This window comes from Paenibacillus cellulositrophicus (assembly GCF_009363095.1).
GTDB lineage: Bacteria > Bacillota > Bacilli > Paenibacillales > Paenibacillaceae > Paenibacillus_AQ > Paenibacillus_AQ favisporus.
Map to the genome: position 1 here is coordinate 4,807,392 of NZ_CP045295.1, position 16,174 is coordinate 4,823,565.

Sequence of the window (16,174 nt, forward strand, 5' to 3'; positions counted from 1 at the left end):
GACGCGATGGAATTAACCGATACAACACGGAAGGACGGCTCACCGGGAGCCGTGCTGATGCTGCAGGGAACGGCTTCGGACGTCGGCAAAAGCGTCGTGACCGCGGCGCTCTGCCGCATCTTCGTGCAGGACGGATACCGCACGGCACCGTTCAAGTCGCAAAATATGGCGCTGAATTCCTACGTGACGGCGGACGGCAAGGAAATCGGACGGGCGCAGGGTATGCAGGCCGAAGCCTGCGGGATCGAGGCGACCACCGATATGAATCCGATCCTGATCAAGCCGACGGGCGATATGCATTCGCAGATCGTCGTTCACGGACGCCCGCTGGCACACATGAGCGCGACCGATTACCGCAGCCGCTTTTTGCCGGAAGCGAAGGACACGGTGTTGGAAGCCCTCGACAGGCTGCGCGGGCAGTACGACATCGTCGTGATGGAAGGCGCAGGCAGCCCGGCCGAGATTAATCTGAAGGATCGGGACATCGTCAACATGAACCTGGCCGGCTGGGCCGATGCGCCCGTCCTGCTCGTTGCGGACATCGACCGGGGCGGCGTGTTCGCGTTCCTGGTGGGTACTTTAGAGCTGCTGGAGCCGCACGAGCGGCAGCGGGTGAAAGGTTTTATCATCAACAAGTTCCGGGGGGACTTGTCCCTGCTGCAGCCAGGGCTGGACTGGCTGGAAGAGCGGACCGGCATTCCGGTGCTGGGCGTGCTTCCGTACATCCCGGACATCCGCATCGAGGCGGAGGACTCCGTCGTGCTGGATGAGCTGACCGCCAAAGGGCAGTCCAGCCCGGAAGCGGACATCGACATTGCCGTGATCCGCTATCCTCGCATTTCCAATTTCACTGACTTTGACCCGCTGCAGGAGGAAAGGGACGTCCGGGTCCGCTTTATTACCAAGGCTGCCGATCTCGGTCATCCGGATGTGATCATTCTGCCGGGGACGAAGGATACGATCGGGGACCTGCAGTATCTCCGCAGCCAGGGCTTCGATCTGGCGATCGCCGCAGCCGTCGAATCGGGCGATGCGCAGCTGGCCGGCATCTGCGGAGGGTACCAGATGCTTGGCAAAATGCTGCATGATCCGGACGCCGCCGATGGCGGCGTAGCTCGCGAGGAGGAAGGACTCGGCTATTTGCCGGTCGCAACGACGTTTGCGAAGGAGAAGCGCACAGTCCGGGTGACCGGCCAGGTTGCGGACCATTCCCCTCTGCTGCTGTCCGCGGAGAGCCGATGCCTGCTGGCCGCCGGCGAACCGATTCCCGTCGAAGGGTACGAAATCCATATGGGGCAGAGCCGCAGCCTGAAAGGGGAGCAGATGGCCCCGGTGTTTAAGCTGGGGCCAGACGGAGAGCAGCCGGCAGCTGAAGGCTGGGGGACGCTGGACGGGCGGATCTGGGGCACTTATCTGCACGGTGTGTTTCATAACGACCGGCTTCGCCGTTTATGGCTCGACCGGATCCGCGAGAGTAAAGGGCTCCGCCCGGTAAAGGAGACATTCTCCGCGTCGGGGCTGAAGGAGCAGGAGTTTGACCGGGTTGCGTCGCTCGTCAGAGAGCATCTCGATCTGGAGAAGGTGTATCAAATCATGGGAATATCCGCCAAGACGGTATAGTTTTGAGCAGGATACGGGTAATAAATAGAAGTCATTCCGAAGCACACTTGGCGAATGGCTTCTTTTTTCTTTTTTTACAGCAAATTGTAACATGAAATTAACCCTACCCAAATAGTATGAATTATGCTACACTAAAGTCCAGTTTCACAGATTGCCCAAAAAAGCAAGCGACCTGCCCGCGGGCAAGCCGCAGGGACAGGCGTTAACATTATTGTTACAAGAGGGGAGAACGAAAGAGAGATGGACACACTTTGGACTGTGGTGAACGTCGTTGTGATGCTCATCCTGATCGGCCTGTTGATCTGGATGCAGAAGAAGCACGTATCGTTCACGAAACGCGTATTTACCGGCCTTGCGCTCGGTATTATTTTCGGATTTATCCTTCAATGGGCCTTCGGCACGCAATCGGAGGTCATCAGCAAGTCTACCGACTGGTTCAGCCTTGTCGGCAGCGGCTATGTCGGCTTGTTACAAATGGTCGTCATCCCGCTGATCATGGTTTCGATCATTTCGGCGATCATGAACCTGAAGGGCAGACAGAACCTCGGCAAAATGAGCGGCTCGATCATCGCTGTTCTGCTCATCACCGTAGCGATTGCAGCTTCGGTAAGTATCGTAACCAGCTTGTCCTTTAACCTGAAGGCGATTGAGATTCAAGCGGGAGACCGCGAGCAAGCCCAAGGTCAGAAGCTGGAAGAAAAAGTGGGAGACGTGAAGGACAAATCGATCCCGCAGCAGGTGCTGGAATTCATTCCGACCAATCCGTTCGCGGATATGACCGGAGCACGCCGCTCCTCAACGCTGGCTGTCGTTATTTTCTCGGCCTTTATCGGAGTTGCCGTTCTCGGCATTGACCGTAAAAAACCGGAACAGGCGGCTACCTTCCGCAAAATGGTTGAAGCGGTCTATGCGGTGGTCCTGCGAATCGTTACACTGGTGCTCAGGCTGACGCCATATGGCATCCTGGCCTTGATCACGAAGACGACCGCTACCACGAATATCGATGAGATTCTGAAGCTGGCCAAATTTGTCGGCGCTTCGTATGTGGCTCTGATCGTTATGTTCATCATTCATCTGATTCTGATTACACTGTTCGGGTTCAACCCGATCCAATACGTACGCAAAGTATTTCCGACGCTTGTCTTCGCATTCACTTCCCGTTCCAGTGCGGCAACCATCCCGCTGAACGTGGAAACCCAGACGAAGAAGCTTGGGGTATCGGAAGGGATCGCCAACCTGTCGGCAACCTTCGGTGCCACAATCGGCCAGAACGGCTGCGCCGGTATTTATCCGGCGATGCTGGCGGTGATGATCGCACCGACGGTCGGCATCGATCCGACAAGCTGGGATTTCATTATTAAACTGATTCTGATCGTAACCATCAGCTCCTTCGGGGTTGCCGGCGTCGGCGGCGGTGCTACCTTCGCATCCCTGATCGTGCTGTCCACGATGAACCTGCCGGTGGCGCTCGCCGGTCTCCTGATCTCGGTTGAACCGCTGATCGACATGGGACGCACGGCGCTGAACGTCAACGACTCGATCACGGCCGGTCTGATCTCGAGCAAAATTTTGAAAGAGAACGACCAGGATACGTTTAACAACAATCATGTCGAACTTGACTCGGCGCATGCGTAAGCTTGCGGACGCGTCCGAAGAAACCAAAGCCTTTGCGGGCTTTGGTTTCTTTTTTTTTGATATGAGAACGTATAGCTTGAGAGGATCGGCATTTTTAGATTGCAATAAAAATTTAGACCATTCGACGTTATTTTCTGCGACCAAAGGACTGGCTGGCGAGCCCAATTGACCTGTCCTCAGGGCGGGGAGGGGCGCGGAGAAAGGATACGTGCCGCAGCAAGCCTTAACAGCGCTGAGATGTTTGAGAGCCCCGCACCATCGGGCAAAATAGATTCGTCACGAAACAATCCCAAGAAATGAGCCTTTGGCCGCAGTCCCTAAAAAAAGGAAAACACCGCACCTTCGCGAACATGTTAACCATCCGAAATGACATCCCACGATCGCCACCTGGAAGGATACTCTTACAAATTCAGGAGGGAATGAGCATGAAAAAGACGAAATGGCTGCTGAACATCGGCCTGCTGGGCACGCTGCTGCTGTCCGGATCGGCTGCGGCTTTTGCGGACGACGCGGAGCTGGTACCGATTGAGACGCTGAAACCGGCGGTCCCCATGGTGAAACCGGTGCTGACGGGAACGGGCGGATCCCTGATCCTGAGCGACTCCCCGGAATCCCCTAAAGTTGAAGGCGCTTACTACAGGGATGCGGTGACCGGATCGTTCCGCGTATTTTGGCATCATCAAAATATGACCGGCGAGCCGCTGACCGTAGCCGTGGCTGTGACCAACACATCCGACGAGCCTGTCATGCTGTTCTCGGAGGGGATCGGGCTTGCGACGGATTATTATCCGGATGTCGCCGGTCAGATGGCCTTGGCTGATTTTATGAGCAATCGTGCGGCCCAGAAGAAGGAAGCAATCCTGCAGCCGGGAGAGAGCTATTACTTGACCGCCCTTGCAGAAAATACACACACCGCCAGCGGCATCGCCAATTTTGCCGCGTACACGCAGCAAGGGCATGGGGACGCGACCGTCACGGTCACGACGCTGGGCTATAAAGAGCAGCCGGCCAACCCATTGGACGTACCGATTCTGCCGAAGGATGTGCACGTGCGCGGGACATTCCCTCATGCGGACCGTACCGGTACATTGGACTACAATACGTCGAGCGGCAATTCGCTGATCCGCATTTCCTCAGCGGCGAGCGGTCCGTGGAGCGACAGCATGCCGGGTGAATATGAGGAAGGCTGGAACACGGTGGACGGCGGAACCGTCATCAACAACGGCAACTATGGGGTCATGTACAACCTCAGCGTGGCCATCAACAACGATTTGGACGTCAAACGGACCATTTCCGTGTACGATAACCCCTCCGGCGGCGCAGGCCACTACGTGATCGGCTGGGGCAGGGATCTGCTGCAGTCGCCGTTCGTAAACTATCAGAACGCATGGAAGTTTACCGAATTTACGGTGAACAAAAAGGGTAAAACGATCGCGGCCGAGCTGAGCCTGACCGGTGGAGCGGCCGGACCGCAAACGCTGTATTTTACCAATTCGGACGTGAAGTAAAGACGTGCCTTGTGCCTTGTTCAGGTTGATGAACGAGTGTGATCCATTTTATATGAAATATTGAAAACACTGCCCACGCCGGCCGCGAACGCCGGAACGTGGGCAGTGTTTGTTTGCAGCAGTGTCTCCCGGTGGTTCCGGAGCCTGCCCAAGACATTTCCAGTCCCAGAAAAAAACATGGAAACTTCCGTTTCCGTGTGATACAGTAGTACATGTTTTGGGTTTGAAAGAATAGACAAAGACCCCAAAACCGCGGTTCGTAACCATCCCGCGTAATCAAAACTAGGAGGAACACGAGTGTACAATTTGTTGTGGGGTATTTTGTTCGTACTTGTTAATTTTTCGCTGTATCTGCTGTGCTACCGTTTATTCGGCAAAAAGGGGCTGTACGCCTGGATCGGGGTCGCGACGGTGATCGCGAACATTCAGGTGACGAAGACGATCGATATTTTCGGCATCGTCTTGACGCTGGGCAACACGATGTATGTCAGTTTGTATATGACCAGTGACCTGCTGAACGAAAAATACGGCCGGAAGGAAGCGCAGAAGGCGGTGTGGTTCGGCTTTTTCACGCTGCTGATGACGACGCTGCTGATGCAGATGGCGCTGTTCTTTACGCCGGACGAGAGCGACCTCGCGCAGGAATCGCTGCAGAACATCTTCGGTCTGATGCCGCGCCTGGCGCTGGGAAGCTTGACGGCTTACTTCGTCAGCCAGTTCCTGGACGTGCGCCTGTATGCCTGGCTGCGCAAGCTGTTCGGCGCGCGGAACCAATTCTGGATCCGCAACAACGGCAGCACGATGATCAGCTCGCTGGTGGACACACTTATTTTCTGCACGATTGCTTTTGCCGGACGTTACGAGCTGTCGGTCTGGATTGAAATTTTCTTGACGACGTATCTGATCAAGTTCGTGCTGACCGCGGTGGGAACGCCGTTTCTATATATCGCCCGCGATTTCAAATTCAAGGACGAGGATTAAGCAGAGCAGACGGCCACTGTAATGATTGCCGCTGTTCATTAGATAAGCTGAATGGTTGCAGCACAAAAAAACCGGAAGATCCATCTGTCGATGGGATCTTCCGGTTTTCCTGTTTCATAAGGCATTAACCGCCGATAACCGTTAATTCTTTCGGATACGAGGTCAGGACTTCAACGCCGTTGTCGGTGACGACGATATCGTCTTCGATCCGCACGCCGCCCAGTCCCGGCACGTAGATGCCCGGCTCCACGGTGAAAACCATTCCCGGCTGCGCCAAGTCGGTATTGCCGCCGTGCACAGACGGATACTCGTGGACATCCATGCCGAGGCCGTGCCCGAGACGGTGCATGAAGTACTGGCCGTAGCCTGCGTCCTCCGTTACTTTGCGGGCGGCCTGGTCGATGGAAGCCAGCGTCACGCCCGGCTTGATCGCCTGAATGCCCTGCAGGTTGGCTTCCAGCACGGTGTTGTAAATCTTCGTCAGCTCCGGCGAAATGTCGCCGACCGCAAACGTCCGGGTGATGTCGGAAGCGTAGCCGTTGGCATAGACCCCCATGTCAAACATGAGCAGGTCGCCGGACTGGATCTTAGTCTGACCTGGCGTGCCGTGTGGGAGCGCCGTCTTCGGTCCGGTCAGAACCATCGTGTCGAACGAAGGACCGTCCGCACCGAGTTTCTTCATTAAATATTCGAGCTCGGCGACGATTTCGATCTCGGTCACACCCGGCTTCACGCGGGAGAGGCCCTGCCGCAGCACTTCTTCAATCAGGTCAATCGCATGCTTCATGCGTTGAATTTCTTCCGGCGACTTGCTGACGCGCATCGCGCGCAGCAGCGGGCCGATATCTTCGTACTGCCCGGCGCCAACCGACTGCTGCAGCTGTTCGTAGCGCGCCACGCTGATTTGTTCCTTTTCGATGCCGAGCGTGCCGATCGTGTTCTTGAACTGCTCCCGAAGCAGGTCGTACGGATTGTCTGTGTCGGCATGCGTGATGATGTTTTTTACCGAAGATGCGGCTTGGGCGGCCTCGGCATCGAGGGCGGGCACGATCAGGAGCGGCTGTTCGCCGCGGGTCAGCAGCAGGCCGAGAAACCGTTCATGCGGGTTGCTAGCAAAACCGGTCAGGTAATAAACATGCTTAGGGTCGGTAACGAGCAGGCTGTCGAGGCCGTGTTCGTTCATGGCCTTTTCCAAGGCGGTGATTCGGTTGCTCATGGTTATTCATCCTTTCTTATGTAGAGGGGGCTGGTGGGCAGGCAGTGTCCGTCAATGTTGTTGTCCGATTGCCCGATGGCTCGATTGCTCGTTGATCGAACTGCCCGATCCAAGCTCCCCGTGTCACTTCAATCATATGGTTACGCGGTCCGAAAACTTCCGTTAAACGCGGTCATCTTTAACGCAATAACGCTGATAGACGTATGGGTTACCGGTGACTTTGAATGATCTCCCGGATGCGTTCGTTCGGAGACTTGTCGTACAAGCCGCCGTGGTAGCAGAACACTCCATCCAGCGGCAGATCGGCCAGCTTGCCCATGCTTTCGATGGCCTGCGCCATATTCGGCGTGAAACCGGGTACCGGTCCCTGCAGTTCGCCCTCGCGAATGGTCAACTCATCGGCTGCGAGCAGCAGCTTTTCTTTGGGAAGGTACAGACAAATATGTCCCGGTGTATGCCCTGGTGTATGGATTACTTGAATGCCGCCGTGCAGCTCCAGATGATCCCCGTCATGCAGCACCCGGCTGATGGAAATGGAGGAACGCTCGTCGAGAACGTTTTGAATCGCCTCCCGGGCCGCTTCGGGCATTTGGGCGAGGCGCTCCGGCGTGACCTTGATCAATGGCTCTTGTCCGGTGATGACGGGAATATCGTCTTCATGGGCCCAGATCTCGATGCCGGGATTGGCTTCAAGCAGGCGGGATACGTTGCCGATGTGGTCAATGTCCTGGTGCGTGAGGATGACGCGCTTGATATCGTTCAGGGTGAGACCGGCTTCGGAGACTGCTTTCTGGACCTGGTCGAACTGGCCGACATTGCCGGTGTCGACGAGCGTGGCTCCGGTTTCATCCCACAGCAGGACCGGCTGGTAAGCAGGCTGCTCGGCCGTCGGCTGGGCAAACAGCTCAATGGATACGATCTGATGTCCGATTTGCATCATTTCCCGGATAAATCCGGTACACCTCCTATGTTTTTTAATGTGAAAGCATGGATTGCTTCTATTATAAACCTCTCATCTGCAAAAAGAAAAAGCAGTTCTTGAAAGTGCCTCGGGTCTTGGTGCTGCAAAATGCTGTCCGTTATGGCCCGGTCCTGCAGGATGCCACTCTAGTATGAGCCTGCGGAAAAGCCGTATATAAGGGCGCTGCCTATGCGGAAAGAAGAGGGGAGGAATTCAGCAGGACCATCTACGCTTTCCCATGCCTGTGTGCTAGTATTTTAGAAAAAGCAGTACGCATAAAGGGAGGGATCAGGGTGAGCATGGAGCAAAAAACGGTAGTCGTGACCGGCGCCAACTCCGGCATGGGACTGGCGACGACGGTCGAGCTGGCGAAGCAAGGGGCACGGGTCATAATGGTGTGCCGGAGCGAGTCGCGCGGTCAAGCTGCGCTGCAGGAGGCTATCCGCCGGAGCGGCTCGGAGGCGATTGAGCTGATGCTGTGCGATTTGGGCGATCTGGCGAGCATCCGCCGCTTTGCAGAAGAGTTTAAGGCGCGTTATCCGGTGCTGGATGTGCTGGTCAACAACGCGGGAGTAGTTATGCTGAAAAGACAGCTAACCCGCGACGGCTTCGAAATGGACATTGGCGTGAACCACCTGGGCCATTTTCTGCTGACCAACTTGCTGCTGGACCGGCTGACCGCGGCGGAGCAGGGAAGAATCGTGGTCGTTGCATCCGGAGCATATAAGGCCGGCAGCATCCATTTTGACGATCCGTTTTTGTCTCGCAGCTTTAATCCGATCAAGGCGTACGCCCAGTCGAAGCTCGCGAACATTTTGTTCACGGTGGAGCTGGCTGAGCGGCTGAAAGACACCCAGGTCACCGTGAACTGCGTCCATCCCGGCGCTGTCGCAACGCAGATCGGGGTAAACCGCGATACGGGCTTTGGCAAGCGGGTGCTGGCCATGCTGAAGCCCATGTTTTTGACGCCGGAGCAGGGGGCGGATACCGCCATTTACTTGGCAGCTTCGCCGGAGGTTGCGGGCGTGAGCGGGAAATATTTTTACCGGAAAAAGCAGCAGGCACTGAAGTCCAAAGCAGCCGACCGGGAGAGTGCAAAACGCTTGTGGGCTTGGAGCGAGCAGATGGTGGGACTGGACAGGTGAGTGAAGCGTCAAAAGCTTCCTATAGCACAGATTCCCGGATTCTTTTACAATAGAAAATAACGATTCGTAGACAAGCGGTAGGAGGCTGAACAGGGCAGATGACGACGCAACAACATTACATCATTGAAGACGCCGCGCTGGAGGATTTGCAGGCGGTGGTCGATATTTACAACACGACGGTGGCGGGAAGAATGGTGACCGCGGATCTGGAGCCCGTGACGGTAGAGAGCCGGCTGGCCTGGTTCCATGAGCATAACAGCCATCACCGTCCGCTGTGGGTCATGCGTTCCGAAGGGAAGGTTGTTGCCTGGCTCAGCTTCCAGTCTTTCTATGGGCGGGCAGCCTATAACGCGACGGCGGAGATCAGCATTTATGTGGCGGAAGAGTGCCGCGGGGCGGGCGTCGGCCGGATTTTGCTGGAAAAGGCGCTGGCCGAAGCTCCACGCTTCGGACTGAACCGGCTGGTGGGCTTTGTGTTCGGGCATAACGAACCGAGTCTGAAGCTGCTGCGCCGCTATGGCTTTGAGGATTGGGGCGTGCTGCCGGGCGTGGCCGAGCTGGATGGCGTGGAACGGGATTTGGTCATCGTCGGCCGCAAAGTATAGTAAGCCCGGAGGTAATGACGGCTCATTATCCATAATAAAGGCAGGAATATCGAAAAGGCGCTCTGCATGCAGCAGGCGCCTTTTGTTGTGAGTGATGATGAGGGCGTTGGTCCAATCCGTACGTATTAAAGGTCCTCGTCGCAGGCAGGCTTCGCTTCGCAGCACATGGCAGCTTCGGCGGGCGTGGAGTCCGCATTATCAATCGTGACCCATTGCTCGGACCAGAGCTCGATTCCCCGGATGACCGGTTCGAGTGCCATGCCCTTCTCGGTCAGGGAATATTCGATTCGCACCGGCGTTTCTGGAAAAACCTCTCTCCGGACGACACCGTCCTGCTCTAAATCCTTAAGCCGCTCCGACAATAACCGGCCGCTGATCGGCAGGGAGGATTCAATGGTGCAAAAACGCTTCGGGCCGCTCAGCAGCTGATGGATGATCAGGCTGGTCCAGCGCCGGTTGATAATTTCCATCCCTTTTTCCAATTTGGGGCACAAAGGACTTGATTGCATGCTTCTTCACCTCGTTTATGATGTTCATTATATCGTAAATGCCGCGTTAAATATATACGGTTTGAAATGTTCTTTACATCCGGTGTTACCTGCTGGCATACTATATAAAATGGAATTTTTTCCATACATACATAATGGGGAGGTAAACTGATGAAGAAGCGTTTCAAATGGGGATTGGCGCTTGGACTGGCCATCATGCTGATTGTGCTGGCAGGCTGTCAGGCCGTTGGCGGCCTGGACGTCAACAAAGCGGTGCTCAGTACGCTGGATGTCAAATCGTCCGAAGCGAAGTCCTCGCTGTCGCTTGAACTGGTGCCTGCGGATAGCGGCCTGACGGCAGAAGATAAGCAGATGATCGACCTGATCAACTCGATTTCGCTCACGATTGACTCGGCTCGTACGCAGGATCCAAACACCGGATCGATTGAAGGCGCCGTGAAGGTTAACGGCAAACAGATTCCTTTCCACTTGTCCGTAGATAAGGACAACCTGGCCTTGTCTCTTGAAGGCATGACCCAACCTGTCGTGATTCCGCTGAACGGTATGGAAGGCATGGAAGGGCTCACGATGACTGGGCTTCAAATGTCCAACGAAAGCGCGTTGAAAATGGTGAAGGATGTCGGCGGCTTCCTGATCAAGCACGCTCCGAACCCGTCCTCGATCGCACTGTCCTCCGTGACTGACAAAGTGAACGGTGAATCGCTGTCGCTGCAGAAGCTGCACATCGACATTCGCGGGGATGAGCTGGCAGGCTTGGTTAAAGGCTTCCTGACCAGCGTATCCCAGGACAAAGAAGGATTGAAACAAATGATCGCGGCCGTCTACGACGTCTACTATCCGATCTTTGAATCTACGTTTAGCCAGTCCGGTGAGGACATGGGCGATATGGCTGCAGCGTTCGGCACGCCGGAAAGCGTGCTGAAGGATAAAGACGCGGCGGTGACTTATTTTACCGATGAAGCGCTGAAGGCGCTGAACGAGTTCATGCCGAAGTACGACGACACCGTCAAGGAATTGACAGCTGACCCGGATCTGTCCGTACTGCTTGGCAAGGATACCGTGCTATCCCTGGACTTCTTCCTGGACAGCAAGCTGCAGATCCGCAAGCAGAACATGGACCTGACGATCCAAATTCCGCAGGGTGAAGGCGTGCCTGTGAAGCAGGTGAAAGTTCACTCGCAGTCGGAGACGTGGAACGTCAACCAGCCGGTGACCGTGAACAAGGTCGACACGTCCAAAGGCGTGTGGGAACCAAGCTTGATCGGCGTGACGCCAGGCGAAGTGATCCGTCATCTCGATGCGAAATCCGACCTGTACCGTCTCTTGACGGAAGACGCGAAGATTACGCAAAAGCAGATTTCGCTGACAACGCGCCAAAATGCTGAAGACGACGAAGACTACTGGTACTACCCGGAAGCCATTATCGTGAACAACACGACGATGGTGCCGATCAAGTATGTGGCCGGTCAACTGGATGCTCAGTTAAAATGGAACGGGGCCACGAAGCAGCTGACGATGGTGGATGACCTGAAAGGCACTCAGATCGTCATCAAGGAAGGCTCCAAGCAAGCGACGATCGACGGCAAAGCCGTTACCTTGACCCAGCCGGTGATCAACCGCGACAGCACGCTGTACGTGCCGCTGCGTTTTGTGGCCGACGCTTTCGGCACGAAGGTGAACTGGGACAAGAGCGAGCAGTTGGTGACGATTGAGCGGGAGTAGATTATTAATGGGTTTGAAAGCTGGAAAGCTTGAAAAACTCGGATGAAGCGGATGAAGAATGTGGAACGTATGAGAAGAATTGAAGGCAGCCCTGAGAGGCTGTCTTTTTTAATGGGGATAAGGGACATAGGGGGCGAGTCGACTAACAAAAAAGTCAAAGAGGCGAGGGAAATGATAAGCCCGCCACGGTACATACACCGAAGCATTCTTTCACCACACATCTTCTTGAATCAGGTACTGATCTCCGGTACATTCAAAAATTATTAGGGTATGAAAGCTCTAAAACCACCGGAATCTATACCCGTGTCAGTATCAAAGACGTCCGCCGTAAACTGAGTCAGCTGGATCGATTATTGAATTGAATAATTTGGTAATTTCGCATACCATGGGAGATACAAATGTAATACGAATATCGCATACCCGGTGGGAAAGGAAAGAGTATGCGATATTCGTAGATTGGGAGTTATGCACCATTACCGGTAAATATTAAAGATAATATTTAAGGAGATCATTTATGAAAGGTAAGATACTCTTATTATTTTTTATTACGATAGTGTTTTCATCTTGTCAAAATACTAGTCAATCAGCTACCTTGAACAGCGAAACTAGATCAATAAGTAACTCTGAACTGCCTCCTGATGTAGCGAGTACAGGTAATGGAGCAGAATCGGAAGGAATAACTGAAGATCGATCAGATCCTTCTAACCATGAAGTGTTTTCCATGAGCATTGGGAACTATGATTTGAAAGGAGAATTTTATGATGAAATGCTTCGAAATCCTATAGATCATGATTATGAAGTCGAATTAAATGAATTAATAAATTCCAAAGAGATTAATACAACATTGGGATGGGGGGCGTTGGAAGGCAAATATACAGAGATTTGGGATAAAGAGTTGAATCAAATATATAAAAAGCTTCTTTCTAAGTTGGATAGAGAACCAAGAGAAGCACTCATTGAATCGCAGAAAGAATGGTTACAGTATCACTTAAAGGAAACAACATTTGTAGAGAAGACATTTATTAATAATGGTTACCTTGGATCACGAGGATCGGTAAGCCTGGCCAAGGATGAGCGAGAGAGAATTAGGGAAAGAACAATGCAATTATTTGAATATCGATATTTGCTAGATCGTGAAGTTGAGTTTATATACCAAAGTAAAAAATAGAGTTGGAATCTTGAACAATGGTTTTTAGGTGATGCTTCGAAGACAGTAAAGGCGCATAACAATGTATTTACTCTTCGGGCTATCGCCCTCGGTTGTCAGATGAATGATCATAGAGGTATCTCAGACAACAAATGACCCATCCTAGGATAAGAGCTATCTAAGGTTGGGTCGTTTCGTGAATACCCAAACGTTACCCGAAATAAAAGAAAGATTAATAGAAAAGTGAGGTAGAAGGATGAGTTATAGATCTATTCTCATAGACCAGTTAAAAGCCTGTTATCACGATAAGAGTTGGTTCATTCCACTCCATGAAATCTTAAAAGATTTAAATGCTACACAAGCTGCATGGGAGAATGAAAGTAAACAATCCATTTGGTCGATCGTGAATCATCTCATATTTTGGAATGAGAAGTGGCTTGAGAGATATAACGTTGAACAATTTGAATTAGAGAGTTCAATAAACAATGATGATACTTTTTATGTGAATCCACATACAATAAATGATTTTGAGTGGAAGAAGACCTTACAGAGACTTGAAACAGTCTTTGAAAGTTGGAATAGGGCACTTGAGGAAAGCGAAGATCTTAAACTTATAAAAGAAATCCCCTCATATTTCAATGCTCCTTGGTGGGGAGTAGTATCAAATTTATGTATTCATAATGCATATCATATTGGTCAGATCATGCTGCTCAAAAAACAATTGATAAGTGTAGGTTAGGTAATATTTCAGAGGAGTCAGATGCAGACTCAGCAGCTGACAACCCTGCGGACCTAAACGCATTGCGGCCGGCAACTGATGCTGCCTTAAGGTACTCGGGTCCGTAGATACAACAACGTTATACGCAAGTTCGTTCAACCTTTATGAAATAACTAATTTCTCAAAATCGATTTTCAACCCATATTAGATAGAGGGAGAGAAACAATAGGCAGACCATTTACAAGATGGATTTTCATCGTAGACCTTTGATTCCGGTAAAGGACTGCTCAATGACTTCAATATACTCATTTCCGGTGTAGAATATATAGAGTTCCCTAGTAGGCTCTGACAAATGAAGTTTTTTATATGAAGCCCATGCATCCTTAGGGTCATCATATTCAGAAACAATCGACATTTCTTCAATAGTTCTTTGGTGATTGTTAGAATGAGTGGCAAGAGCTTCAACTAGTACCCACCGATTAGGGTAGATATTACGAACATTACTCCACTTCATGCAGGAACACCCCTGGTAGACTTATAAATTAATTGTACAGTAAGAAGTCCTCAACAGGGGATGATATTTGTACGAGCCGATTTTAGACGCAGCATCTTAGTGGACCAAGCCGAATATGCAAAAAATTTCATAGTTGGCAAAGGAACTTACTTGGTTGCTTATCTTAACGAGGGTTATACTAATATTATCTATAAAAGATGTAGAGAAGTATATGATCAAGCTATTGCACAGATTGAAGAATAGGAGCAGCTTGAATCGACAAAAAAGTGGTGGTTGAATTGGGGTAACCGTTAAAGATGTACTGCAGCTGCCTTCATTTAGAGGAGCTCAGGTGGTCACTGGAACAAGCAGGCTTCATCAGACCGTATCCTCTTTATCTGTTTTAGAGGTGGCGGATGTTAATTTCTTTTCGCAAATTATTCAGACCGTTCAAGAAGAGTGGTATGCCGAAGAGCTGGTCATCAGCTCTTTTTATTCCATAAAGGACAGCGTGGAGCAGCAGTGCAAAACCATTCAGTACCTGCATGACCTGGGTGAAGTGGGGCTGATTCTGTACTATGTTGGCATTGTAATGCCAGATATCGCCGATGAAGTGCTCGAGCTGGCTGAATCTTTGAATTTTATTATCATTTGCATGCCGAGAAACGATTACTCTCTTCGATATAATGAAGTCATTTATGAAGTCATGGAGGCGATCGTCAGCAATCAGAATGTGAATGAGCATTTCGTGAATGAATCACTGGAAAAGGTATCGCTGCTGCCGGAACATTTGCGGAGCGTGGAAATTACCCTTAAACTGCTGTCGGACCGGATGAAAGCGAACATCGTTCTGACAAACAGCAACCTGGATATCATCAATCGTGTCATGTGGCCGCGCAATTCATCGCTCCCTGTTGCGGATCTGATCCAGTCCATGGCGCCTTCCATTTTGAACGGCAGAACGGGAGAAGGAGAGCTGGATTCGTCCTGCTTTGTTGAATACAAACGTGTTCAGCAAAAAAACGGCGAGTCCCTGTACCTGTTTATCATTAAAGAAAATTCGAAGCTGCCGCCGAAGACGATGGATCAAATCAGCGAGGTGGTGCAGGTGGCCATCAATTTGTGGGGAGATAAGCATAACGAGGTCAGCGAATACGCTTTGGTTAAAGCCATCGTGAATGATGAAAGCGAAAAAATGCGCAGATTGGCCAGTTTGCTGTATATCGACGTTTCCGCCATCCAAATGATGTGGCTCGTGTACATTCAGGATTTGTCGGAGGAACGAAGGATAAGGGAAGACTTAAAAGCGTATCTCTCGCAATATTATAAAACCGCGGTCATTCAAACGATCGATCACGGCATTGTCGTTTTGCTAGGGAATTGCTCCTATAAATACAATGAGTTTGAAATTGCAGCGGAATATATCGAAACCACGAGTCTCATCGCTGAAATATCGAGCATCGTATATTCTCCGAGGATGCGGAACACACAGGACGTACGCCGAATGTACCAGCTCGTCAACGAAGCCTCTAAAGAGGTACACCGCATCTACCATCACCGCAAATTATACACCGCGGCTGAAGTCCGTTCCATGAAACGGGCGATCGACCTCAGCAAACAAGGGGAAGAGATCACTGAAGAATGCTTGTCTGTCCTAGAGCCGATATTGGACGACCCTGACGCACTGAAAACCCTGATGACTTTTCTTCTGGATGCGAAGGGGAATATGGATGACTGCAGCAAGCTGTTGTTCGTCCACAAAAATACGGTGAAATATCGCATCAAAAAAATTTGCGAGCTCATCGGATATGATGTGACCATCAATTCGGAATCGTACGATGTTTATACCGCCTGCATGGTCTACCGTCTCATCCATAACTAAAAAGTTCCGATGTTTTGTCCAATCAGACAAAA

The 16,174-nt window shown here is 51.8% G+C and carries 14 protein-coding genes and 1 pseudogene; 11 read left to right on the top strand and 4 right to left on the bottom strand.

Going from position 1 to position 16,174, the window contains the following annotated elements; translation table 11 throughout:
* Positions 1–6: 6 nt before the first annotated feature.
* The 4 genes from GCU45_RS21765 to GCU45_RS21780 all read left to right on the top strand — a co-directional run bounded on the left by GCU45_RS21765 (position 7) and on the right by GCU45_RS21780 (position 5,744).
* The gene (locus tag GCU45_RS21765; protein WP_244364201.1) at positions 7–1,620 is read left to right on the top strand and encodes a cobyric acid synthase; all 1,614 of its coding nucleotides are present in this window, start codon (positions 7–9) and stop codon (positions 1,618–1,620) included.
* Positions 1,621–1,860: 240 nt separating this feature from the next.
* Complete coding sequence (locus GCU45_RS21770; RefSeq protein WP_152400455.1) at positions 1,861–3,255, top strand: L-cystine transporter; 1,395 nt, start codon at positions 1,861–1,863, stop codon at positions 3,253–3,255.
* Between the two features lie 425 nt (positions 3,256–3,680).
* The gene (locus tag GCU45_RS21775; protein ID WP_152400457.1) at positions 3,681–4,763 is read left to right on the top strand and encodes a hypothetical protein; all 1,083 of its coding nucleotides are present in this window, start codon (positions 3,681–3,683) and stop codon (positions 4,761–4,763) included.
* A gap of 297 nt (positions 4,764–5,060) precedes the next feature.
* Entirely contained in the window at positions 5,061–5,744 is a 684-nt protein-coding gene (locus GCU45_RS21780; protein WP_105446003.1) for a queuosine precursor transporter, read from the top strand.
* A gap of 124 nt (positions 5,745–5,868) precedes the next feature.
* Here the strand turns inward: GCU45_RS21780 and GCU45_RS21785 are convergent, their stop codons facing one another.
* Together GCU45_RS21785 and GCU45_RS21790 are read right to left on the bottom strand one after the other, a co-directional pair.
* Complete coding sequence (locus tag GCU45_RS21785) at positions 5,869–6,960, bottom strand: M24 family metallopeptidase (protein ID WP_152400460.1); 1,092 nt, start codon at positions 6,958–6,960, stop codon at positions 5,869–5,871.
* A gap of 208 nt (positions 6,961–7,168) precedes the next feature.
* Complete coding sequence (locus tag GCU45_RS21790; RefSeq protein ID WP_152400461.1) at positions 7,169–7,900, bottom strand: MBL fold metallo-hydrolase; 732 nt, start codon at positions 7,898–7,900, stop codon at positions 7,169–7,171.
* Between the two features lie 320 nt (positions 7,901–8,220).
* On the opposite strand from GCU45_RS21790, the gene GCU45_RS21795 reads away from it, so the two are divergent.
* Entirely contained in the window at positions 8,221–9,066 is an 846-nt protein-coding gene (locus tag GCU45_RS21795; RefSeq protein ID WP_152403248.1) for an SDR family oxidoreductase, read from the top strand.
* A gap of 98 nt (positions 9,067–9,164) precedes the next feature.
* Positions 9,165–9,671 carry a GNAT family N-acetyltransferase gene (locus tag GCU45_RS21800; RefSeq protein ID WP_089545564.1) on the top strand — a complete coding sequence of 169 codons (507 nt, stop codon included), beginning with the start codon at positions 9,165–9,167 and terminating at the stop codon, positions 9,669–9,671.
* 125 nt (positions 9,672–9,796) lie between these two features.
* Here GCU45_RS21800 and GCU45_RS21805 read toward each other — a convergent pair whose 3' ends face one another.
* Entirely contained in the window at positions 9,797–10,180 is a 384-nt protein-coding gene (locus GCU45_RS21805) for a winged helix-turn-helix transcriptional regulator (RefSeq protein WP_152400463.1), read from the bottom strand.
* A 150-nt stretch (positions 10,181–10,330) separates the two neighbouring features.
* Here GCU45_RS21805 and GCU45_RS21810 point away from each other — a divergent pair, with 150 nt between their 5' ends.
* The 4 genes and pseudogenes from GCU45_RS21810 (at position 10,331) to GCU45_RS21825 (ending at position 13,788) form a co-directional block, all read left to right on the top strand.
* Entirely contained in the window at positions 10,331–11,902 is a 1,572-nt protein-coding gene (locus GCU45_RS21810; protein ID WP_152400465.1) for a copper amine oxidase N-terminal domain-containing protein, read from the top strand.
* A 173-nt stretch (positions 11,903–12,075) separates the two neighbouring features.
* A pseudogene (locus GCU45_RS21815) lies at positions 12,076–12,264 on the top strand (tyrosine-type recombinase/integrase); the annotation flags it as partial.
* 152 nt (positions 12,265–12,416) lie between these two features.
* Positions 12,417–13,070 (top strand): lysozyme inhibitor LprI family protein, encoded by a 654-nt coding sequence (locus GCU45_RS21820; protein WP_152400467.1) that lies wholly within the window; start codon positions 12,417–12,419, stop codon positions 13,068–13,070.
* Between the two features lie 235 nt (positions 13,071–13,305).
* Complete coding sequence (locus GCU45_RS21825; RefSeq protein ID WP_152400469.1) at positions 13,306–13,788, top strand: DinB family protein; 483 nt, start codon at positions 13,306–13,308, stop codon at positions 13,786–13,788.
* Positions 13,789–14,020: 232 nt separating this feature from the next.
* Here the strand turns inward: GCU45_RS21825 and GCU45_RS21830 are convergent, their stop codons facing one another.
* Positions 14,021–14,281, bottom strand: a complete 261-nt coding sequence (locus GCU45_RS21830) for a hypothetical protein (RefSeq protein ID WP_152400471.1) — start codon at positions 14,279–14,281, stop codon at positions 14,021–14,023.
* A 331-nt stretch (positions 14,282–14,612) separates the two neighbouring features.
* On the opposite strand from GCU45_RS21830, the gene GCU45_RS21835 reads away from it, so the two are divergent.
* On the top strand, positions 14,613–16,142 hold the full coding sequence (locus GCU45_RS21835) for a PucR family transcriptional regulator (protein WP_244364203.1): 1,530 nt from the start codon (positions 14,613–14,615) through the stop codon (positions 16,140–16,142).
* The last annotated feature ends 32 nt before the right edge of the window (positions 16,143–16,174 follow it).